Source organism: Lactococcus sp. DD01 (genome assembly GCF_001578715.1).
In the GTDB taxonomy this organism is placed as follows: Bacteria; Bacillota; Bacilli; order Lactobacillales; family Streptococcaceae; genus Lactococcus; species Lactococcus petauri.
On sequence record NZ_KQ968939.1, the window covers coordinates 194,721 to 218,299 of the forward strand.

Annotated in this window: 20 protein-coding genes; 17 read left to right on the forward strand and 3 right to left on the reverse strand. The window is 38.8% G+C overall.

What is annotated here, in order from left to right:
- The first annotated feature begins 34 nt into the window (after positions 1-34).
- From LACDD01_RS01020 to LACDD01_RS01035, 4 genes are all read left to right on the forward strand, one after another.
- Positions 35-1,006, forward strand: a complete 972-nt coding sequence (locus LACDD01_RS01020; RefSeq protein WP_004256224.1) for a ribose-phosphate diphosphokinase — start codon at positions 35-37, stop codon at positions 1,004-1,006.
- A 34-nt stretch (positions 1,007-1,040) separates the two neighbouring features.
- Positions 1,041-1,718 carry a helix-turn-helix domain-containing protein gene (locus LACDD01_RS01025; RefSeq protein ID WP_061412790.1) on the forward strand — a complete coding sequence of 226 codons (678 nt, stop codon included), beginning with the start codon at positions 1,041-1,043 and terminating at the stop codon, positions 1,716-1,718.
- A gap of 106 nt (positions 1,719-1,824) precedes the next feature.
- Positions 1,825-4,305 (forward strand): leucine--tRNA ligase, encoded by a 2,481-nt coding sequence (gene leuS / locus LACDD01_RS01030; RefSeq protein WP_061412793.1) that lies wholly within the window; start codon positions 1,825-1,827, stop codon positions 4,303-4,305.
- Positions 4,306-4,458: 153 nt separating this feature from the next.
- Positions 4,459-5,268 (forward strand): alpha/beta fold hydrolase, encoded by an 810-nt coding sequence (locus LACDD01_RS01035; protein WP_046400970.1) that lies wholly within the window; start codon positions 4,459-4,461, stop codon positions 5,266-5,268.
- Between the two features lie 13 nt (positions 5,269-5,281).
- On the opposite strand, the gene LACDD01_RS01040 is transcribed toward LACDD01_RS01035, so the two are convergent.
- Together LACDD01_RS01040 and LACDD01_RS01045 are read right to left on the reverse strand one after the other, a co-directional pair.
- A complete protein-coding gene (locus LACDD01_RS01040) occupies positions 5,282-6,451 on the reverse strand; it encodes an AI-2E family transporter (RefSeq protein ID WP_061412796.1) in 1,170 nt (389 codons plus the stop codon).
- A 134-nt stretch (positions 6,452-6,585) separates the two neighbouring features.
- Positions 6,586-6,939 (reverse strand): iron-sulfur cluster biosynthesis family protein, encoded by a 354-nt coding sequence (locus LACDD01_RS01045; protein WP_019293840.1) that lies wholly within the window; start codon positions 6,937-6,939, stop codon positions 6,586-6,588.
- A gap of 254 nt (positions 6,940-7,193) precedes the next feature.
- On the opposite strand from LACDD01_RS01045, the gene LACDD01_RS01050 reads away from it, so the two are divergent.
- Together LACDD01_RS01050 and menA are read left to right on the forward strand one after the other, a co-directional pair.
- Entirely contained in the window at positions 7,194-9,176 is a 1,983-nt protein-coding gene (locus LACDD01_RS01050) for an FAD-dependent oxidoreductase (protein ID WP_061412799.1), read from the forward strand.
- A gap of 198 nt (positions 9,177-9,374) precedes the next feature.
- Positions 9,375-10,334, forward strand: a complete 960-nt coding sequence (gene menA / locus LACDD01_RS01055) for a 1,4-dihydroxy-2-naphthoate polyprenyltransferase (protein WP_004256242.1) — start codon at positions 9,375-9,377, stop codon at positions 10,332-10,334.
- Positions 10,335-10,383: 49 nt separating this feature from the next.
- On the opposite strand, the gene LACDD01_RS01060 is transcribed toward menA, so the two are convergent.
- Positions 10,384-11,916, reverse strand: a complete 1,533-nt coding sequence (locus LACDD01_RS01060; RefSeq protein ID WP_061412802.1) for a class I adenylate-forming enzyme family protein — start codon at positions 11,914-11,916, stop codon at positions 10,384-10,386.
- Positions 11,917-12,195: 279 nt separating this feature from the next.
- On the opposite strand from LACDD01_RS01060, the gene sdaAB reads away from it, so the two are divergent.
- The 11 genes from sdaAB to LACDD01_RS01115 form a co-directional block, all read left to right on the forward strand.
- Entirely contained in the window at positions 12,196-12,867 is a 672-nt protein-coding gene (sdaAB, locus tag LACDD01_RS01065; RefSeq protein ID WP_061412804.1) for an L-serine ammonia-lyase, iron-sulfur-dependent subunit beta, read from the forward strand.
- A gap of 9 nt (positions 12,868-12,876) precedes the next feature.
- Positions 12,877-13,749 (forward strand): L-serine ammonia-lyase, iron-sulfur-dependent, subunit alpha, encoded by an 873-nt coding sequence (sdaAA, locus tag LACDD01_RS01070; protein ID WP_004256247.1) that lies wholly within the window; start codon positions 12,877-12,879, stop codon positions 13,747-13,749.
- A gap of 143 nt (positions 13,750-13,892) precedes the next feature.
- On the forward strand, positions 13,893-14,333 hold the full coding sequence (locus tag LACDD01_RS01075; protein ID WP_004256249.1) for a CopY/TcrY family copper transport repressor: 441 nt from the start codon (positions 13,893-13,895) through the stop codon (positions 14,331-14,333).
- Positions 14,334-14,348: 15 nt separating this feature from the next.
- A complete protein-coding gene (locus LACDD01_RS01080; protein WP_004256251.1) occupies positions 14,349-14,558 on the forward strand; it encodes a heavy-metal-associated domain-containing protein in 210 nt (69 codons plus the stop codon).
- A gap of 73 nt (positions 14,559-14,631) precedes the next feature.
- Complete coding sequence (locus LACDD01_RS01085; RefSeq protein ID WP_061412807.1) at positions 14,632-16,719, forward strand: heavy metal translocating P-type ATPase; 2,088 nt, start codon at positions 14,632-14,634, stop codon at positions 16,717-16,719.
- Between the two features lie 75 nt (positions 16,720-16,794).
- Positions 16,795-18,573 carry a DNA helicase RecQ gene (recQ, locus tag LACDD01_RS01090; RefSeq protein WP_019293835.1) on the forward strand — a complete coding sequence of 593 codons (1,779 nt, stop codon included), beginning with the start codon at positions 16,795-16,797 and terminating at the stop codon, positions 18,571-18,573.
- Positions 18,574-18,699: 126 nt separating this feature from the next.
- Entirely contained in the window at positions 18,700-19,650 is a 951-nt protein-coding gene (locus LACDD01_RS01095) for a N(4)-(beta-N-acetylglucosaminyl)-L-asparaginase (protein WP_061412810.1), read from the forward strand.
- 16 nt (positions 19,651-19,666) lie between these two features.
- Positions 19,667-21,037 carry a PTS sugar transporter subunit IIC gene (locus LACDD01_RS01100; protein WP_061412813.1) on the forward strand — a complete coding sequence of 457 codons (1,371 nt, stop codon included), beginning with the start codon at positions 19,667-19,669 and terminating at the stop codon, positions 21,035-21,037.
- A gap of 9 nt (positions 21,038-21,046) precedes the next feature.
- A complete protein-coding gene (locus LACDD01_RS01105) occupies positions 21,047-21,565 on the forward strand; it encodes a GrdB-related putative oxidoreductase (RefSeq protein WP_061412816.1) in 519 nt (172 codons plus the stop codon).
- 28 nt (positions 21,566-21,593) lie between these two features.
- Complete coding sequence (locus LACDD01_RS01110; protein WP_061412820.1) at positions 21,594-22,886, forward strand: Sapep family Mn(2+)-dependent dipeptidase; 1,293 nt, start codon at positions 21,594-21,596, stop codon at positions 22,884-22,886.
- 41 nt (positions 22,887-22,927) lie between these two features.
- A partial coding sequence (locus LACDD01_RS01115) for a GntR family transcriptional regulator (RefSeq protein WP_061414111.1) occupies positions 22,928-23,579 on the forward strand: 652 nt, incomplete at its 3' end.

A 23,579-nucleotide genomic window follows, 5' to 3' on the forward strand; every position in this document is an offset into this window, starting at 1 on the left:
TAATTAGAGAACTGTTTTATATAGAAAGGCTATCATGTCGTATTCAAATTTGAAGTTGTTTGCACTTTCATCTAACCAAAAGTTGGCTCATAAAGTTGCAAAAGAAATTGGTATCCAAGTTGGAAAATCACGCGTGCTCACTTATAATGATGGTGAAGTCGAAGTCAAAATCGATGAAAGTATCCGTGGAGAACACGTCTTTATCCTCCAATCAACAAGTGCCCCTGTTAATGAAAACTTAATGGAACTGTTGATTATGATGGATGCCTTAAAACGTGCCAGTGCTGCCTCAATCAATGTGGTAATGCCTTACTATGGTTATGCCCGTCAAGACCGTAAAGCACGTGCACGCGAACCAATCACATCAAAATTGGTCGCAAACATGCTTCAAATTGCTGGTGCAGACCGCTTGATTACCTTTGATTTGCATGCTGCTCAGATTCAAGGTTTCTTCAATATTCCTGTGGATCACCTTATGGGCTCACCATTGATTGCTGATTACTTCCGTCGTCACGGCTTTGCCAATGGCGATGACTTAGTAATCGTTTCTCCTGACCATGGTGGTGTGGGCCGTGCACGCAAGTTAGCGGCTTTCTTGAAAGCACCAATCGCAATCATTGATAAACGTCGTCCACGCGCCAACGTTGCTGAAATTATGAATATTATCGGTGATGTTAAAGGGAAGAAGTGTATCTTGATTGATGATATGATTGATACAGCTGGTACAATTACTTTGGCCGCAAATGCCTTGAAAGAGCTTGGTGCTACTGAAGTTTATGCTTCATGTACACATGCTGTTTTATCAGGTCCAGCTATTGAACGTATCGAAAGTTCAGGAATTAATAAGTTGGTAGTTTTGGATACTATTGAAATACCAGATGAACGTCGCAGTGATAAGATTGTTGAGATTTCAATTGCACCATTGCTTGCCGATGCCATCATCCGTATTCACGAGAAACGTCCATTGTCACCACTTTTCGAATTACACATCCCTACGGAAAATTAAGAGCAGAGTGACCTTTAGGTCACTTTTTTGAAAAATGGAAATAGAAAAGATAAAAAAACTTTACCGCAACGTGGAAGAAGCAGAGCTTAATCAACGAGAGCGTATTTTAATAGCCTTACTTTCAGAGCAGACTACTGACTTTTCGTCTTTACCTCTAGGACGTTTTCGTATCTTGCAATTTGCTGTTGCGGATTTTTCAGAACTTGTAGAAAATATAAAATTTATCTTGCCTGATGTAATACGAGAAAATGCTGAAAAACAATTCGTTATTGAAGAATATACTGGGAATAATCTGAGTAAATCAGAGCTTACAGATAGTCTAAAAGTCTTGTCTCAAGATATGGGTGAGAAACTTCAATATTACCTCGGAAGCTTTGTTTCCAAAGAACAGCTCGAGCAAGTCTATCAAGAAGAAACACAGTTTTTTCAGCAAAAAGCCAGCTTTAGTGAGTCTATTCTGGCTCAGGGTCTCATGCATGTCGAAAGTTTATTATTAAATGACGTCAGACAAGAGCTTCTGCAAAGTCCGGAAGATAAGGAACTAGTGCGTGCCCTTTATACTACATACGGTAATCAAGCAGCTGCAGCAAAGCTGCTCTATGTTCATCGGAACACCTTACTCAATAAAGTAAAAAAATATGAACAGAAATATGGCTTACAACTTGTAGGCAGTGATTTAGTTTTAGCATTTAGTCTAATTGGTCATGAATAATTTTCTGCTCCAGATAAAAAGCAGCGATCTGCTTTTTTGATTTTTTTGATATAATAGAATTTGAGATTTGTAAATATAATTTATAAAAAACTTTAAGGAATGAAATATGGAATACAAACACACTGACATTGAAGCCAAGTGGCAAAAATACTGGGCGGACAATAACACTTTCCGTACAGGAACAGACAAAAACAAACCGAAATTTTATGCACTAGACATGTTTCCTTATCCATCAGGAGCAGGTCTTCACGTGGGGCATCCTGAAGGTTATACAGCAACAGATATTCTGAGCCGTTATAAACGTGCGCAAGGTTATAATGTCCTTCATCCAATGGGTTGGGATGCTTTTGGTTTGCCTGCCGAGCAGTATGCGATTGATACAGGTAATGATCCTGTCGAATTTACAGCTAAAAATATCGCTACTTTTAAACGTCAAATCAATAGTCTTGGTTTCAGCTATGACTGGGAACGTGAAGTAAATACAACAGATCCAGAATTTTATAAATGGACACAGTGGATTTTTACGAAGTTGTATGAAAAAGGTTTGGCCTATGAAGCTGAAGTAGCTGTCAACTGGGTTGAAGAATTAGGAACAGCTATCGCCAATGAAGAAGTCCTCCCTGATGGCACTTCGGAGCGTGGCGGCTATCCCGTTGTTCGCAAGCCGATGCGCCAATGGATGCTTAAGATTACAGCCTATGCGGAGCGTTTGCTTAATGATTTGGAAGAGCTTGACTGGCCAGAATCTATCAAAGAAATGCAACGCAATTGGATTGGTAAATCTGTCGGTGCAGACATTAACTTTAAAGTTGAGGGCACTGATGAAGAATTTACGGTTTTCACAACGCGTCCAGAAACACTTTTTGGCTCAACATTTGCTGTTCTTGCACCAGAGCACCCATTAGTAGAAAAAATTACTACTGCTGAACAAGCTGATGCTGTAGAAGACTATAAACACCAAGCTAGCCTTAAGTCAGATTTGGCTCGTACAGACTTGGCAAAGGATAAGACTGGCGTTTGGACAGGTGCATACGCAATTAATCCAGTAAGTGGCAAAAAAATGCCTATCTGGATTGCTGATTACGTTCTTGCAAGCTACGGACATGGTGCCGTTATGGCAGTACCTGGGCATGATGAACGAGATTGGGAATTTGCTAAGGTCTATGACTTAGAAATCGTTCCTGTTTTTGATGGTGGAAATGTTCAAGAAGCCTGCCATACAGAAGGTGGAAAAATTATAAATTCTGATTTCTTGAATGGTATGGAAAAGGAAGAAGCGATTGAAAAAATGGTCGCTTATTTGGAAGAAAAAGGTATCGGCTCTCGTAAAGTGACTTATCGTCTACGTGACTGGCTCTTTAGTCGTCAACGTTATTGGGGCGAGCCAATCCCAATTATTCATTGGGAAGATGGTACAACTACTGCTGTTCCAGAAGAAGAACTGCCATTAGTTTTACCAAAAACTTCAAATATTAAACCGTCAGGTACTGGTGAATCACCTTTGGCGAATTTAACAGATTGGCTGACTGTGACACGCGAAGATGGTGTAAAAGGTCGTCGTGAAACAAATACAATGCCACAATGGGCTGGTTCGTCATGGTATTACTTGCGCTACATTGATCCTAAAAATAGCCAAGCTATTGCTGATCCAGAGCTGATTAAAGAATGGCTTCCTGTTGATATTTATGTCGGCGGAGCCGAACATGCGGTTCTTCACCTTCTCTACGCACGATTTTGGCATAAAGTTCTCTTTGATTTGGGTGTTGTTCCAACAAATGAACCCTTCCAAAAACTTTTCAATCAAGGGATGATTTTGGGAACTTCTTATCGCGATAGTCGCGGTGCTTTGGTTGCTACAGATAAGGTTGAAAAACGTGATGGCTCTTATTACAATGTTGAGACTGGCGAAGAGCTTGAGCAAGCTCCAGCTAAAATGTCTAAATCATTGAAAAATGTAGTTAATCCCGATGATGTCGTTAAACGTTACGGAGCCGATACTTTACGTGTTTATGAAATGTTCATGGGGCCTTTAGATGCAAGTATTCCTTGGTCAGAAGAAGGACTAGAAGGTGCACGTAAATTCTTGGATCGTGTGGTCCGTTTGCTCAGCAATAGCACAATCACTGAAGAAAATGATGGTAGCCTAGATAAAGTTTATAATGAAACAGTTAAAAACGTTACCGAGCGCTTGGATCACATGTTGTTTAATACAGCAATTTCTCAATTGATGATCTTTGTAAATGCAGCCAATAAGGCTAAAACATTACCGCTTGAATATGCGAAAGGCTTTGTTCAACTTTTAGCTCCGTTTGCACCTCACCTTGCAGAAGAACTTTGGGTTGAACTCGGTAATGAAGCAGGTATTTCGTATGTTGCGTGGCCATCATTTGATGAAAGCAAACTTGTTGAAGATGAAATAGAAATTGTCGTTCAAATCAACGGTAAGTTAAAAGCTAAAGTCATGATTGAAAAAGATTTACCAAAAGACCAACTTGAAAAAGTAGCTTTAGAAGCAGTCGAAGTGGAAGGAAATATCGTTAAAGTTATTGCGATTCCGAATAAATTGGTAAATATTGTTGTTAAATAATCTAAAAAGAGCGAGCAAATTTCGCTCTTTTTCTATTCCTCACCAAACATTAAAGCAAAAAATCAGGATTTCCTCGTCTTTTTTGCTACAATATGAATAGTTTTTGCTGTCAGAAATGTACAGTAAAAGATTGAGCAATAGAAAGAAGAAACAATGCCTTTTTATACAACAAATGATGGAGTTCAGATCAATTATCATAGCTATGGAGCAACAGAAAATCAAGCAATAGTTTTTATTAACGGCTATTCGGCGAGCGAAGTTACTTGGGCTTTTCAAGTCGATTATTTTGTTGCTGCAGGTTATCGTGTAGTCACTTATGATCACCGGAGTCATGGACAAAGCCAAGAAGTAGATTATGGGATGACCTTACATCGTTTGGCGACTGATTTAGAAGAGTTGATGAATGCTCTGCAACTTTCTCGACCTATATTGGTTGGACACTCGATGGGAGCAGCGACCATTATGGCATATGAAGAGCTTTTTACAGACGGAAAGTTAACAGCAATCGTAACAGAGGATCAAGCACCTACATTTATGAGAGCGCCGGACTGGTTAGATGGGCAAACAGGTAAAACTCTTGGTGAATTATCTGATTTTATTAAAGATTTTCCGCGCACAAAATTAACTCATCGTCAATTGACAGATCAAGTAAAACGTGTGTTAGGTAAAGGGATGTTGCCCTTTAATTTTCAAAAGCACCAAGCCTTGCTTCAAAATGTGATTACGCAAGATTGGCGTCAGAATCTTACGCGTGAAACGGTTCCCCATTTGTTCTTTGCTGGTGGGTGTTCGCCTATTTTTCCTCCAGAACATGCTCAGGCAGCACGGAACCTACAACATAACGCACAATCAGAGGTAAGTATTTTTGCAGATTGTGGTCATATTCTTCATGTGGAAAATATTGAGGCTTTTAACCAAAAACTCCTTAATTTTATTCAAAAAGTCCAAGAAAAAAAGAGTTAGAAATAACTCTTTTTTATTTTTCGTGAGGAGTGAGAGAAAGTTTACTTTCCTTAGCCTCTAAATACTCCATAAAAATAATTTTAAGTAAGGCTGCGACAGGTACAGCGACGAACATGCCTAATATACCAAAATAAGCGCCGCCAATCGAGATAGAGATAATAACGATAATGGGGTTAACATTCAAAGCACCACTCATTAGTTTTGGTCCGATGATATTTCCATCAATTTGCTGAAGGATGATGAGCATAATAATCGTAACAAGCCCTGCTTCCCAACCGCCGGTAAAAAAAGCGATAATCATTGCGACAATCGAAGCAAAAATTGAACCAAAATAAGGAATCATGTTGCAAATACCAATAAGCAAACCTAAGGCCACTGAGAAGGGATTATGAGCAACGCCCGTTATGTGGAGGATAAATAGTAAGAACGTGGATGAAATCCACATGATGCATGCATCAATGAATTGTGTGGAAATAAATTTATAGAAGATAATATCTGTTTGACGAAGATAATATTTTATTGCTTGGAGATGCTCCTGCTTAGCAGAAATCTTCCCAAAGCGGGAAAGAATCTGTAAGATACTTTCTTTATATAACAAAAGATAAATTGAAATGATAATGCCAACAACAATACGGAAAAGCTGTGAAGCAAGTGTGAAAGTAAAAGTACTCAGAGATTCAATGCCGCTGGTAATGTAGCGTGCGGCGTCTTGTGCACTAAACGCATTGACAAAAGAGCGAATAGAGTCTTCGATTTGTAAAAAATTATCTAACTCTTGAAATTGATTACTGCTGAGCCATTGATAAATGTTTTGGTAAATCGTAGGTAATAAGCGTAGAAACTCGAGTAAGTTACGAACCACAATGGGAAAGAGATAATAAATAACAAAAAAGAGGAGAAGTGAGAAAATCATATAAGTGACAAAAATACTAAATTTTCTTGCATGATGTTGGATAAATTTTACATTCAAACGTCTAAAAAGCAAGCTAAGTTTATGAATAGGTTTATCTAAAAAGTATGCAACGATTGCTCCGAGAAACAGAGGAGAGAGAATTTGTAAAAAATTGCCAATGCTTTTTGTAATAGGGGTAATGTTTGAAATGACATTAAAAAGTAAGAAAAGCACAACGAAAAAAAGTAGTCCGTTAAGCCAAAGGTTCCAGTTGATTTTTATTTTTCCCATGGGCGAGATGTCCTTTCGGGTAACTTGATATAAAGTAGTTCCTTTTATTGTAATATCATTAGAAAACTCTGTCAATTATTTTAAGAAAAAACCACAGAAAATTTCTGTAGTTTGGACAAAAATAGGATAACTATTTATTGGTGACGATAGTCAACAATTTCAATATGTGGGGCTATCTTTTCGCCATCGCCCATAATCTCAATCAAATGATTGGCCGTAACACGGACACGCATATTTTCATCAAAATACATCATCCCCCAAGCCTTGCAGTAGAAATCACCTAAAGGTGAGCTGATTTTCCCATCAAAAACTTTAGGAACTTCTCCTTTATTAACGGCAACAATACGATAACGTGTAATGCCACAACAGCTGCTTGGGAGTGTCTCATTACTTAAAGTATGATCAAAGTCTAAGACAAAGTCAGCAGGCTCATCTTCAATAAGCGCTAATAGGCGCTTGGTGATAGTATCATCAAATGTAAGCTTCATAAAATTATTGTACTACATAGCTAGGGGAATATGCAGCAATTCAGCTTGAAAAAAGAAGCTAGGTACTCTTATAAAATTTTTAATTTTGACTTTAAAAACAGGATAGGGTATGTATAAATTCGTCAACTAACTTTTATTTGTCCGCTTACTTAGTAGAAGCACAATGTCGGACTTTACAAAGCAGCATGAAAGCGATATAATGTTAGATGGAAATTTTTTTCATTATTATATTACTAGTAGGAGACCGATTTTAAATGACTAAGAAAAAAATCGTAGTCATCGGTGGTGGTGTTGCTGGGGTTCATGCAACACGTGAGCTTTCGAAAAAGCTTAAAGCGAATGCTGACATCACTTTGATTGACAAACACAGTTATCATACATCTATGACGCAACTTCATGAAGTTGCAGCAGGACGTGTGCCATTCACAACAGTTCAATATGACTTCCAAAAACTTTTGGGAAAACGTAAAAATGTGAGCCTTGTAACTGATGCTGTTGTCAGTCTTGATAAAGATAACAAAAAGGTTATCACTGAACAAGGAAGCTACGACTATGACTATGTTGTAGTTGCTCTTGGTGGTGAACCTAACGACTTTGGGGTACCTGGTGTTAAAGAACATGGTTTTACTCTTTGGTCACTCGAAGATGCTATGCGTATCAAACGTCAACTTGAAACTGTTGTTCAATATGGTTCAACAGAAGTTGACGATGAAAAACGCCGTGCACTTTTGACTATCTCTGTTGCAGGCTCAGGTTTCACAGGGATTGAAATGGCTGGTGAATTGATTGACTGGCGTAAGAAGGTTTCAACAGATTGGAAAATTCCTGAGGAAGAAATCACAATCAACGTTGTTGAAATGATGCCAACAATCTTGAATACATTGGACCGCAAACAAGCAGACCGTGCACATGCATATCTTGAAAAGAAAAATGTCAATGTATTGACAAATCACGGTATCGTCGAAGTTGCAGAAGATCACATCAAAGTAAATGTTGGTGGACGAGACGAAGAAAAAGTTTCAAAAGAAATCCCAACACACACATTGATCTGGACTACAGGTGTTCAAGGGAATACAGCAGCACAGACTAATCTTAACGAAACAGAACGTGGACATCGTCTCCAAGCCAATGAATTTATGGAAGCAGTTGGTTTTGAAGATAAAGGTATCTATGTAGCCGGAGATGTTTCAGGTTATATCGAACCTGATACAGGTCGTCCAACACCACAAATCGTTGAAGCGGCAGAGCAAACAGCGCACACAGCAGCTTCAAATATCATCGCAGATATTAACGGTGGAAGCAAACATAAACACGAAAGCAAATACCAAGGAACAATGGTTTCTATCGGTTCAACTTGGGGTGTTGCTAAAGTCGGAAACATGCGTTTGACAGGTTTCTGGGCAATGTTGATGAAAAACATTGTTTACTTTATCTACACATTGCAAATCCGTTCCGCTCATTATTTCTGGCGTTATGCTTTGGATGAAGTTTTCCGTACAAAAGATGATCGTAACTTCATGCGTGGTCACACTTCACGTTTAGGTAACGTACTCTGGGCTGTGCCACTTCGTATCTTCTATGGTCTTGTTTGGTTGACAGAAGCAATGAAGAAAATTGTTGGTGAAGGTCAACTCTTTAATCCTACAACTTGGTTTGGTAAAGGTTCTTGGTTCACAGACGATCTTAAATTCCCATTTGCTTGGTTGCAAGAAGTGCCTAAACATGCAGATGCTGCTGTTGGCGCAACAGGTGAAGCTGCAACTAAAGCTGCAGATGCTGCTGCTGGTGCAACTGGCGCTGCTGCTAGTGGTGGAGCAGAAGCTGCACACAAAGCGACAGAATGGGGTCTCTCATATGCTTATGGTACAGAGCCAATGCCAGTACTTGAAAAAGTACCACACTGGATGGAACCTATCTTTAAGTTCATGATTCCAAATCGTGATGTTGCATTGTTCATGCAAAAATTCATGTCTATCGTTGAAGTTTTACTTGCTCTTGCTATTATCTTTGGTCTCTTTACTTGGATTGCATCAGCTGTAACTGCAGCATTGACAGTGATGTTCGCACTATCTGGTATGTTCTTCTGGGTAAACATCTGGTTTATTCCAGTAGCAATTGCCTTAATGAACGGTTCAGGCCGCGCATTTGGTTTAGATAAATGGGTTCAACCTTGGATTCAAAAAATACTTACCCAAGTATGGTATGGTAAATCTCGTTCAATTTATAAAGGACGTTAATTAAAAAATAGCTCATTAGAGCTATTTTTTATTTCTGATACATTCCTTCGGAAATTGATTCTGGAGCATTTATCAGCTATAATATAGAGTGTTCATGCTATCTGGAAAAGATGAGCATCCTAAGAAGAATTAAACATCTAGGAAGTTTGATTGTTTGAAAACCAAAGAAAATATAGTGAAGGATATCCCAAACGCTTTATGACATTTAAAACATTTTTAGAACTTGTCGAAATTAAAACCAAAATTGCCAGTATATTTCCTTATATTATTGGCTTACTTTTCAGTCTGAGTTATTTTAAAACATTTAACGCCGGCCTATCGTTTCTTTTTTTGCTGGCTATGCTTATTTTTGATATGACGGTAACAGCGATTAACAATTATCAAGATTTTCAAAAAGCTAAAGATGAAATTTATCAAAAACAAGAAAATATTATTGGGAAAGCTAATCTGTCACCACATTTTGTTAGAAATTTGATAGTGTTCATGGTTCTTGTTAGCCTGGGTTTGGGTTTCCTTTTGGCTTATTTTACGGGCTGGCTTTTTTTGGTGCTGGGAGGCATCGTCTTCTTTATCGGCGTTTTTTATACTTATGGTCCGATACCTCTTTCTCGTATGCCATTGGGTGAAATCTTTTCCGGTGGAACAATGGGATTTGGAATTTTTGCAATGGTGATTCTCATCAATAGTGCAGAAAATCCTATTTTTAAACTTGATCTCAACTTTGCGGCAAACTCTTTTGCGCTTTCTGGAGATATAGTTGGTGCTATAGCAATGGTAATTGCGAGTTTACCGTTAGTCTTTACGATTGCAAATATTATGCTGGCTAACAACTTGCGTGATTTGGATACAGATATTAAAAACCATCGTTATACTTTAGTTTATTATATTGGACGTAAACAAGGTATTCAGCTATTTCAACTGCTTATGTACAGTGCATATTTCTTCATTATTTTAGGTTTTTTCATTGGAATTTTTGAATGGCCAACATTATTGACTGTTCTTTCCTTTCCGATAATTCAGAAGAACTTGAAACACCATGCAGCAGAAGTTCCTGCGCCTCATAGCTTTGTTTATTCTTTAAAAAATATGGTTTTATTTAATAGCTCTTATGCTTTCTCTCTCCTTTTATCGCTTCTGTGGCAAGCAGTAGCAAAATAATTTAAAAAAGGTAGTTTCCTCTTGGGAACTACCTTTTTGTATATGATATTTATTTTTTAGCTGCTGCAAGTTCACGCTCAAGAGCTAATCTTTGAACTTTCATTGTGGCTGTACGAGGTATTGCATCATAGTCCATGAGAAGCGGCTCATTTAGGAATGGCATGTCAATGATAGAAGACCACCAAGCTTTCCAGTCCATTTCTTTACCTTCGGCAAGCGCCAAAATAGGTTGAGGATGTCCAGAAGCATCGCGGATAATTATTACTTCGTCAAGAAAGTCGTGTTGATCGAGGAGGAGATCTTCAATGGCTAAGTTTGACTCCACCTTGTCAATGAGATCAACTTGACGATCATAGAGGAAGAGCACACCATTTTCATCCATAATCCCCCAGTCGCCTGTATCCCACCAGTCGCCATAAACTTCTTCAGCAAAACGACTATCCTCTTTATAATAAGTAAGAGCACGCCCTTTAGAGAGGAAATGAATATGACCAGGTGTACCAGCAGGAACAACATTTCCGTCAGCATCTGTTACGCGCGCTTGGGAAAGTCCAGGCATGCCGATGCCCATTTCACGAGCATTTGTACTTGGTAAGGTACTAAGGCGGTGTTTTTTCCAAATCATTGGACCGCATTCAGACTGACCGTAGATTTGCAAGAAAACAGGATTTTCCTCTTTAGAAGCCGCAAGGAAAGTATGCATCGTATCTTTGTTAATTGCATCAAAAGTAGAGTGGAGATAGCGAATAGAAGCAAAGGCCTCGGGTGCTTCCTTTACAACATTTGCCAGACGAACAAAATGGTTTGGGTGTGTTTCAAAGGCTGTAGGGCGATATTTTTCAAACATGCTAAGCACAGTATTTTTTTCTAAATTAGAAAGTGGCATAAGATCAAAGCCGAAGGTCATGGCTGATGATATACCAATGTTAAAGCGGGAATGAACAGGTGAAATATGGAATGCCAACAGTGAAGCCTTGTCTGGCATCCAATCCATTACTGTACGTTGCAAAACCCAACGCCAGCCCATAGATTGAGCTGAGTGTGCAATCAGTTTCGGAATTCCAGTAGTACCTGAGGTATGTGTGAGATAAGCAATCTCATCCGTAGCTAATTGTTGATTGCTTACCACAGGACTATTAGTGATTGAAGCAAAGTCAGAAACAAAGAGTTTGTGATCTTTGTTTACATTTTTTAATTCCTGAACGACAGCATCTGTATCTTCATCAAAAATGAGCCAAGGAGTTTCAAGGCGTGCAGCAAGAGTATCCATTACTGGTGTAGAAAAGTGATGGGAAATCATTGCAGGAACAGCACCCAGATAGGACACAGCAACGGCAAGAAGATAAGTGTCAAAAGCACTTGATTTAAAAATAATGACCTTGTCTTCTTTTTTTATTCCTAAGGCTGCCAAATTATAAGCTTTTTGCAAGACTGCTTCGTGAACGCTTTGATAATTTGTCTCAAGCTCTAATTCCGGGAAAGCGTTTAACTTTTTATCGAAAATAAAACGACTTTTGGGGAACTTTTCAGCAGATTCTTTGAAATTTACATAAAGATTCAGAGGTTTGTGATTGAATTTCATTGAAATCTCTCTTTCTATTTTTCTAAAGTTTATTATATCACAAACTATCGGCGAGAATTGAGAAAAAAATGTCCTTTTTGCATTTTTAATCATTAAAGAATAGTCTGAAAAGTCCACGTAAAATGGGAAAATTAGCAAACTTATCTTTTTGCTACAGCCCCAGTTTTATATAGATATGAAAGCGTATTAGTGTTATAATGATTTTAAGAATAAATTGTTTCGTTGGAATATAAAAAAATTCGAACGAAAAGCTTTGCTGAGCAAAGTTGCGGAGGAAATATGGAAAATTTACGTTACAAAAGTGTATTTGACATTATTGGTCCTGTAATGGTTGGTCCCAGTAGTTCTCACACTGCCGGTGCTGCCCGTATAGGAAAGATTATTCGTTCAATTTTTGGCGAATTGCCCGAGAAGGTTGAGATTCATTTGTATGAGAGTTTTGCCAAAACTTATCGTGGACATGGAACAGATATTGCTTTGGTTGCTGGTGTTTTAGGTATGGATCCTGATGATCCTCGCTTACGAGATGCGCCGCGCATTGCTCACGAAGAAGGGATGGAAGTGACATATGTGCCTCATCCAGAAGATAAGGCTGACCATCCTAACACAGCGCGTCTGATTTTGAAAAAAGGGGACCGTGACATGAGCGTCACAGGGATTTCTATTGGTGGGGGCTTGATTCAAGTGACCGAACTCAATGGTTTCGATATTTCTATTTCAGCAGGGATGCCAACTTTTGTTATTGTCCATCAAGATGCACCAGGTATTTTGGCGCGTCTCGGAGCTATTTTTGAAAAGCATGATATTAACGTGGCACAAATGAATTTGACACGTGAAGCTAAAGGTGAAAAAGCAATCATGATTATGGAAGTAGACAGTTTCGATGTCGAAGAAGCTTTTGAGGAAATGAAACACATTCCGAAACTTTCTGCTGTAAATTTCTTTAAATAAGGGGTAATTATGTTTTCAAATGTACAAGAACTGCTTGAAGATGCAAAAGCATATCCATCAATTGCTGAATTGATGATTGCAGAAGAAATAGAACAAACCGGTGCGAGCCGTGAACAAATCATTGAGATGATGGAACATAACTTGGCGACAATGATGTCATCAATTGAGGAAGGACTACTTGGAAATAAGTCAACAACAGGACTTACAGGTGGCGATGCCAAGAAGATGGATGAATACATTAAATCAGGAAAAGCGATATCAGGTGATGTTATTTTAGGAGCAGCGCGTGATGGCGTAGCTGTAAATGAAGTCAATGCTCAGATGGGACTCATCTGTGCGACACCGACAGCGGGGTCAGCTGGATGTCTACCTGGTGTGCTCTCTGCAGCAACGAAGAAGTTAGGGCTTACACATGAGCAGCAGGTAGAATTTATCTTTACAGCTGGTGCTTTTGGTTTAGCAATCGCAAACAATGCAACGATTGCAGGTGCTGAAGGAGGATGTCAAGCAGAAGTTGGGTCGGCATCGGCCATGTCCGCAGCCGCTTTGGTTATCATGGCTGGAGGTACGGGCGAGCAAGCCGGAATAGCCTTAGCTTTGACACTCCAAAATATGTTGGGCCTGATTTGTGACCCTGTCGCAGGTTTAGTAGAAATTCCTTGTGTCCATCGTAACGCTATGGGGGCTTCTCAGGCGATGATTTCCGCTGATATGGCTTTAGCTGGTGTTAAAACAGTTATACCGGTTGATGAAGTGATTACATGTATGTACAATGTAGGACGCTCACTGCCTTCTGCTCACCGTGAAACTGGTGAAGGTGGGCTTGCTGCAACGCCAACAGGACGTGAAATTATGGAACGCATCTTTGGTGACGGAAAATAATAATATTGAAAATAAACGACCCTTTTTGAAAGTCTATACTTGCCTTAAAGGGTTTTTTTATTTATAATACAGAGTTGTGACTTGACATTTATAGTTTACAGTTGTAAACTGTAGTTGTAGTAAAAATAAAGTAAGGAGCGCCAATGAACGAAACAGAATTTAATATATCAAATGCAGAATTGATTGTTATGCGTGTTATATGGTCGCTCGGCGAAGCACGAGTTGATGAGATTTCTTGTCAAATTTCGCCCGATTTGGATTGGTCTCTAGCAACAGTTAAAACTTTGCTGGGGCGCCTCGTGAAAAAGGGAATGCTAAGTACTGAAAAAGAAGGTCGTAAGTTTGTTTATCGCCCTTTAATGGCAGAATGTACAGCTATTCAAATGATGGGACAGTCTTTACTTGAAAAAGTTTGTGAAACAAAACAAGTGAAGCTCTTAGCCGATATGATCGCCTTGTCAAACTTGACTTCAGAAGATGTAGCAAGTTTGCAAGAAGCGTTAAAAAATAAAGAAACAGTTCAAGAAACAACTTGTACTTGTTTAGAAAATTTTAATTCTTGCAGCTGCCAACACGTCAGCTAATATGGAGGAGAGATAATGGAAAAAGAAAAATTCGTAATCAAAGGTATGACTTGTGATCACTGTGCAATGCATGTGACTTCAGCACTCGAAGGGCTTACTGGTGTAAAATCCGCAAAAGTCTCTTTAAAAAAGAATGAAGCACTTGTGAAATTCGATGCAGCGACAACACCCGTAGAAGATTTAGCAATGGCTGTTAAAGAAGCTGGCTACGAATTAGTAAAATAAGAAGGCTGTCCTTAGGGGCAGTTTTCTCTGGAACACAATGTTTACATTTGTAAATTTAATGAAGGAGTAGAAAATGAGAAGTCAAAACTTTGTCATCACGGGTATGACCTGTGCAAACTGTGTGAATACCGTATCCAAAGCATTGAATAACTCGAATAAAATCCAAGAAGCAACAGTTAACTTGGCAACCGAAAAAGCAAAAGTCATTTTTGATGATAGCATTAGTGATCAAGATGTGATCAATATGGTTGAAAAGGTGGGCTATGGTGCTATTGTAAACGATAAAGCACATCAAGAAAAAATTGCAGCTCAAGCGCGTAGAAGGAATCGTAATTTACGATTGTCATTGATCGTGTCAGTAATTTTGACTCTGCCTTTAGTACTTGCTATGTTTGAAGGAGTATTGGGAACACACTATTTGATGTTTCTACACAATCCTGTTTTACAACTTATTCTCGCAACACCTGTTCAGTTTATTATCGGTTGGCGCTTTTACGTCGGCGCTTATCATGCATTGAAAAATGGAAATGCAAATATGGATGTTCTAGTAGCACTTGGAACTAGCGTTGCATATTTTTCGAGTTTAATTTTAGCGGTATTTTTAGAACAAGAGAATGCTTTGAATTTTGAATCAGCTATGGTTATTATTACCTTGGTTGTTTTAGGAAAAGTACTTGAGCACAATGCTAAAGAAAAAACAAGTCAGGCAATCACGAGCTTGATGAGTAGTAGGGTTAAAATGGTTCACACAGAAGAAGGTGAGCGCCCGCTTGAAGAAGTCCAAATCGGGGATGTTATTCAAATTTATCCGGGAGAGAAGGTACCTTTGGATGCAATGATCCTTAAAGGTAAAGCATCTTTTGACGAAAGTCACTTGACTGGCGAATCTTTACCTGTTGTCAAAGCAGACGATGATACACTATTTGAAGGGGCTGTGAATTTAGACGGTTCCATTAAAGCTGTTGTTGTCCGAGATGTTAACGATTCGACTATTTCTCGGATGGTTGAAATGATGGAAGAAGCGCAAGCCTCAAAACCTGATATTCAAAAATTCGCGGATAAAATCTCAAATGTCTTTGTTCCAATTGTTTTGGTCATTTCACTTGTAACTTTTGTAGCCACATGGGCCATTACTGGAACATTATTGACTGCCATTATGCATGCTGTGGCAACATTGGTTATTGCTTGCCCATGTGCGCTTGGTTTAGCGACACCAACCGCAATTATTTCAGGAACAGGACTTGCTGCTAAGAATGGCTTGCTGTTGAAAAATGCCAATGCTTTAGAACTGACAAATAGCGTGACAACAGTTTTCTTTGATAAGACAGGGACGATTACGACAGGTGATTTTGAGTTGTCTCAGTTTGAGGGCAACGATGAAGCATTTAAAATTTTAGCAAGTTTAGAAAGTCATTCGCACCATCCGTTAGCTCAAGCCGTAAAAGCTGCGGAAATCTACCCCGTAGAAAACCTTAAAGAAATTGCTGGTCGTGGACTTTCAGGAGAAATAAATGGCCGTCAATATTATGCAGGAAATGCAAAACTTATGGAAGAGCACGGGTACGATGTCACATCAAGCACAGATACTGTTATTTATCTTGCGGATGATGTAAGCCATATAGCTACAGCAACCTTTAAATCTTCAATTAAGCAAGAAAGTGTGCAGACCGTAGCTGCACTGAAAAAAGCCGGCATTAAAACTGTGATGTTGACAGGGGACAATGAAGATTCTGCTAAAAAAATCCAAGAAATTGTCAATTTGGATGAAGTAAAAAGTAATCTATCACCTGAAGACAAAGCTAAAATTGTCCAAGAAACTTCACATTCCATTATGGTAGGCGACGGAATAAACGATGCTATTGCATTAGCAAGTAGTACTGTTGGTGTTGCCATGGCAACAGGCTCAGATATTGCGATGGAAGCAGGAGATGTGACCATTATGGGTGGTAAAATCCATAAATTACTCGATCTCTTTAAGATATCTCGAAAAACCTTAAGTAAAATCAAACAAAATTATTTTTGGGCCTTCATTTACAATATTATTGGTATCCCGCTGGCAGCTTTTGGATTACTCAATCCAATGATTGCTGCAGCAGCAATGAGCTTGTCTAGCGTTTCCGTAATTTTGAATTCCTTACTTTTGACTAAAACAAAAATTTGAGGTACTCTAAAAATAAAAGAAAAAATTCACTTTTGTTCGTGAATTTTTTTAGTATTAAACGTATAATAGGAAAAGATGAATTTAGAAGCAAAACTCAAGGAAATATTTGGCTATGAAAGTTTCCGCCAAGGTCAAAAACAAATAATAGAGCAAGTTCTACAGGGAAAAGATACTCTGGGGATATTGCCGACAGGTGCAGGGAAATCCATTTGCTATCAATTACCTGCCCTTTTACAAGAAGGCGTTACTCTTGTGGTCTCGCCTTTAATTTCCCTGATGAAGGATCAGGTGGATCAGCTAAATATTGCAAATATACCAGCAACATTTATTAATTCGACAGTAGATGAGCAAGAAGCTTATTTCCGAATGCAACAGATCGAAAATGGCGAGGTTAAAATCTTGTTTGTTGCGCCTGAACGGTTTGAATTAGAATCTTTTAACTATTTTTTGCAACACCTTCCTATTGATTTGGTTGCAATTGATGAAGCACACTGTATCTCTCAATGGGGACATGATTTTAGACCTTCTTATGTTACTTTTGCGAAACGATTGGCTGATTTGCCTACTTCACCAACAATCTTAGCACTAACAGCTACAGCCACACCTCGGGTATCTGCAGATATTCAAGACTTATTACAAATCTCTGAAGACAACACTGTTAAAACAGGTTTTTTACGCGAAAACTTACGCTTTGAAGTTGTTAAAGGAAAAGATAAACGTGACTTTTTAAAGTCCTACTTAAAAGAACATACTGACGAATCAGGCATTATCTATGCCAACACACGTAAAGAAGTAGAAGAAGTTACGGAATGGTTAAACCGAAATAATTTTCCTGCTAAACGTTATCATGCCGGTTTAGCTGAGGGAGAGCGCCAAAAAAACCAAGAAGATTTTCTCTATGATGAAGTTCCTATTATGGTGGCAACCAATGCTTTTGGAATGGGGATAAATAAGAGCAATGTTCGTTTTGTAATTCATTATGGGATGCCTGCTACTATTGAAGCCTACTATCAAGAAGCAGGTCGTGCAGGACGAGATGGACTTGATTCGGATGCTATCTTATTATTTTCGCCCAATGATGTTCGTCTCAGAAACTTCTTGATCGAGCAAGGCGAAGGGAGTGAGCAACATAAGGAGCAAGAATACGAAAAACTCAGACAGATGCAAGCTTATACAAGCTCAGAAACTTGCTTGCAGGGTTATATTTTACAGTATTTTGGTGATGCGGGAGAGGACTGTCATAAGTGCTCAAACTGTTTAGACGACCGGGAGCGTACAGATGTTACGCTTGATGCACAAAAAGTTATGTCTTGTGTTATTCGGATGGAACAACGTTTCGGAAAAACAGCAGTCGCACAAGTTTTAGTAGGCTCTAAAAATAAAAACTTAGCACGTTGGAATTTTGAAAAACTCTCAACTTTTGGCATAATGAAGGGATATTCGCAAAAAGCAGTTGGAGAACTGATTGATTTTTTAGCGGGGGAAGGTTACTTAGCTGTCTCCGCAGGCAAATTCCCCTTACTTGGGGTTTCTGATCGTGGGATAGCTGTTCTACAAGGTAGAGAGCAAGTCTGGCGACGTACAGCCTTAAGCACTACTAAGCAACAGTCTGTAGCTAATGGTACATTTAATTTGGAGTTATTTGAAGAATTACGGATGTTACGTCTCGATATTGCCAAGTCAGAAGGCGTTCCTCCTTTCATGATATTTTCCGATGCTTCATTGAAAGACATGACAAGAATTATGCCTTTAGACGAAGAGACATTTTTAGAAGTTTCCGGTGTAGGTCAAGTGAAGTTGAAAAAGTATGGTCATGTGTTCCTAGAGGCATTAAACATCTATAATCAAGAATAGTATAAAAATAGAGAAGCAGGAGTCTTTCTCTATTTTTATTTGCGCCTTGACAAATGTAAGCGTTTAATTTACAATATATACAACTAGTATATACTGGATTGTATATAAAATAAAAAAGGAGTATTTATGTGGGGAATTATTGCAACGTGGCGAATGGCTCATGATGGGGTTTGTAAAGCTGAAGAGCTTTTGAGCAAAGGAGGAGAGGCTGGAGAAGCACTAGAACAAGCTATAAAAGAGGTTGAAGATTATCCTTATTATAAGTCTGTCGGATATGGTGGACTACCAAATGAAGCAGGAATTTTAGAAATGGATGCTGCATATATGGATGGAGATAATTTTAAAATTGGAGCAGTGGCAGGCATTACTGATATTGCTAATCCCATAGCAGTAGCAAAAGCCTTATCTGAGGAAAAATTTAATAGTATGCGAGTTGGTCCAGGCGCAAGACAATATGCTATTGAAGCAGGCTTTAAGCAGAAAAAAATGTTAACAGAGCGCGCCCAAAAAATATGGGAGAGACGTTTAGAAGAAATGAAGCGTACAGGTCTTTCGGCTTATGATGGACATGATACAGTGGGTATGGTTGCCTTAGACAGTAGTAGAAAAATGGTAGCAGGAACTTCAAGTTCTGGTCTCTTCATGAAAAAATCTGGCCGGGTTGGTGATTCACCACTCTCAGGTTCCGGCTTTTATGTGGATAGTCAGGTTGGAGGGGCTACAGCAACAGGACTTGGTGAAGATTTGATGAAAGGAATTTTATCCTATGAAATCGTTCGTCTCATGTCTGAAGGCCATACGCCTCAAGAGGCTTGTGATCAGGCGGTGTATTCTTTTGAAGATAAATTGAAAGAAAGATACGGTAAAGCAGGAGCTTTTTCACTTGTCGCACTGGATAAAGCAGGAAACTGGGGCGTTGCAACTAATGTAGAATTTACTTTTAGTGTGGCCACTCACAAACAAGAGCCAAGAATCTTTATCGCTCATCCAGAAGCAAATCACAAGACAAAAATCGAACCCATTAGCCAAGAATGGTTAGATGCTTATGAAGCAAGAATTAAAGCACCTATCGAATAGGTAGAAGGAGAAATTGATGTTTTCAAAGCTTGAAAAAATTATGTTGCCCCTGGCTGAAAAAATAGGACGTAACAAGTATCTTATTGCAATAAGAAATGGTTTTCTCGTTTCAACACCACTATTGATTGCGGGATCTTTCTTTTTACTTTTAGCAAATTTCCCTATTCCTCAATGGATTAATTTTTTGGAAACGACGGTTATTAACAGTAAGACAGGGACCACCTTAGCTGAAATGATTACCAAGCCTGCAGATGCGACCTTTACGATTATGGCCGTATTTGCAGTTGTGGGGATAGGTTATTCTTTTGCGAAAGAAATTAAGGCTAACCCCATTTTTGGAGCGGCAGTTACTTTAATGTCTTGGTTTCTTCTGATGCCATACTCTGTGACTGGAGAGGTGACAGTTGAGGGGATGGCAAATCCGGTATCAGCTACCTTAACAGCTCTCCCACTTTCTTGGGTCGGAGCAAAAGGGATTTTTATCGGAATTATCTGCGCCTTTGTTTCTGTTAATCTTTATCAATTTGCTGTCAACAGAAAATGGGTAATCAAAATGCCTGAAGGTGTACCACCAATGGTTGAAGATTCCTTCGCTGCTTTGATTCCAGGCGCTTTTGTCATGCTAATATTTTTTGCACTGAACTTGGTATTGAACATTTTTGGCACAAATGCTTTTGACTTAGTTTTTAACTTTTTACAAATACCACTGCTCCATCTCGGAGATACAGTATGGGCAATGATTATTGCTTATATCTTTCTTCATGTTTTCTGGTTTTTCGGCGTCAACGGAAGTTCAGTCGTGGGTGCGGTTTTTAATCCTATCCTGCTGACACTCTCTCTTGAAAATGTAGAGTATTTTAAAAATGGAACCGGAGCACCTCATATTGTAAATGCTCAATTTCAAGACTTATTTGCAACCTTTGGAGGTGCGGGATCAACACTTTCTTTATTAATTGCAATGCTAATTGTTTGTCGTTCAAAACGAATTAAGGAGTTAGGTAAGCTTGCTTTGGTTCCAGGCATATTTGGGATAAATGAGCCGATTATTTTTGGTCTTCCTATTGTACTCAATCCTCTCATTTTTATTCCTTTTGTCTTAGTACCAACCTTTAATATTATTGTTTCTTATATTATGATGAACCTTCATCTTGTGCCAATCACCAACGGTGTTTTGATTCCATGGACTACGCCCATTATTATTTCAGGTTTCTTAGCAACAAACTGGGCCGGAGCACTTTTGCAACTCGTTTTGCTTATTATTGGTGTATTTATCTACATTCCTTTTATCAAAATTATGGATGTACAATACATGAATGAAGAACGACAAGCTGCTGATGCAGAATTAGAAGCTATTACAGAGGAAATGTTGAGCTTTGATAATCTATAGGAGGATAGAATGAGACTTGTAATGATTTTAAATCAAATTCAAGCGGGAATGGGAACAAAGGATGATGTAAAAGTTCCACTTACTGCTACCAAAGAAGTGATTGGACCAGGAGTGACTTTGAAACCCTTACTTGCTGAGCATGAACAAAATTTGTTGGTTACGATTTATATGGGAGAACAAACCTATAGGGAAGCACCAGATGTTGTTCAAAGAAAGATAAAAGGGATGTTGCAACGGCTTAATATTGAGGGCGTGATTTGCGGACCTTCCTTTAACTACCCTGAGTTTTCCAAAATGTCACTGGAGCTTGCTCAAGATATACAAAAAAATACATCTCTCAAAGTAGTTTGTGCCATGTCTGAAGAAAAACAGGCTTTAATTTCTACTTACAAAGAAGTAATTGATATTGTAAAAATGCCTAAAAAAGGTGGTGTCGGACTTAATGAATCTTATAAGGCAATCTGTAAAGTTTTACAGGCAAAGGAAAATAATAAGTCACGAGAAGCATATAAACAGTTCGTTTTTTAAACAGCAAAGCATTTTAAAGAGGTAAGAAATGTATAGGACAGAAATTGAACAAAATTGGGAGGAGTATGTCTCCCTTTTGGAAGGAGCAATTGCGATTCCCAGTGTCAAAGGCGAAGCCAAAGCTGGGGCCCCTTTTGGAGCAGAGCCACGTCAAGTTTTAGCTTATGTCATGGAAAAAGCACAATCTTATGGTCTGGAAACCCAAATCGTCAAAGATGCAATGGGTTATGCTCAATTAGGGGAAGTTGAGGATTATATTGGAGTAGTTGGACATCTTGATGTGGTTGCTGCAGATGGTCCAGGCTGGTTATCGCCTCCCTTTAAGCTTGAGGAGCGTGAAGGCTATTTCTATGGGCGAGGTGTGTTAGACAATAAGGGACCAATTCTGTCCTGTCTATTTGCTTTGAAGTTATTAAAGGAAAGAAATTTCAAACCTCGTCTACCAATACGCATTATTTTTGGAACGGATGAAGAAAGCGGATCAGCAGATGTGCCTCTTTATTTGTCAGAAGAAAAGGCACCGGTTTTTGGTTTTACACCAGATTGTAAATTTCCAGTAGTTTACGGGGAGCGAGGTGTTGTTGCTCTTGAGTTGACGACAAGATTTGCTCACGGTGTATTGGATTCACTGGGCGATTTTCATGGTGCAATGGCTAAAGACTTTGTTCCTGATGACATTCAACTTTCTGGTGGACGTCAAACTTATAGTGCCAAAGGATTGCGGACGCCAAGCAATGCGCCAGAATTAGGGAAAAATGCAATTACAGCATTGGCAGCCTTACTTCAAAATAATTTAGAAAATAAGGAACTGAGACACTATTTCTCATGGCTCACCCATAGTTTTCATGAAAAACATTTTGGTCAAGGAGTAGGTATTGCTTTTGCGGACCAAGAAAGTGGGCGTTTAATACTTACGCCATACAAAATCAAAAGAGAAAATAATCTGATTCGTCTGTCACTTAGTATTCGTTATCCGGTAACTGTGACAGAGGAGCAAGTCATTAATGCTTTAAGCGAAAATCTTTACGCAGGCACAAGCATCAAAATTATTCGCAGTCTGCCCGGAACCTACGTTGACAAGACGAAGCAAGAAATACAAGATTTATCAAGTATTTATGAAGAAGTGACAGGGTTAAATGGTCAACCCGTCACAACTACAGGAGCGACTTATGCGCGGTCAATGCCAAATATTGTAGCTTTTGGTCCATCTTTTCCGGGGGAAAAAGGAATTGCCCATAAGGAAAATGAATATATAAAGATTGAACATTTAAAACAAATGATAGAAATTTATATGAAAAGTATTGAAAGACTTGGTCAATAAGAAACTTTTAAAAAGAAGATAAGCGTGATAAAATAAAGGTAATGAATACTGAACGAAAAGAAAGCAAAGCAAAGTTTTTAGTTGTTTCTCAAGAAATAGAAAAAAGAATTGAGCAGGGCACTTATGTATCTGCTCAAAAACTTCCATCCGAATACGATTTGGCATTGGAGTTTGGCGTGAGTCGCTTAACCGTACGTAAAGCCATGGAAGATTTGATGACGAAACAAATTGTAATCAAGAAAAAAGGAAAAGGCGCCTATGTGATTGAACAACCCAAGATTCAAAGTGGAGGTATGGGTTTGAAGTCCTTTACCGAAGCAGCAGAGGCTATGGGAAAAGTTGGGCAAACACGTTTACTAAATTTTAAAAAATTGAAGAAAGTGCCTGAGGAAGTTGTAAAAGCACTGAACACCACAGCAGAACTGGTGGAATTACAGCGATTGCGTTTACTTGATAATGAACCCATGACTTTAGAAAAACTCTATTTTGCAGAACAATTAATCACGGGAGCAACTGAGAAAGAATTGACTGGATCCTTGTTTTCCATTATTGAGGAAAAAATAGAAATTGGCTATTCGCACCAAGAAATTGAGGCGATTCTGGCTACAGAGGAACTTGCTCAGTTACTGGAAGTGAAAGTGAACAGTCCAGTTTTCCGCGTGCACTCCACGGCTTTTGCTTTAGACGCTCGAC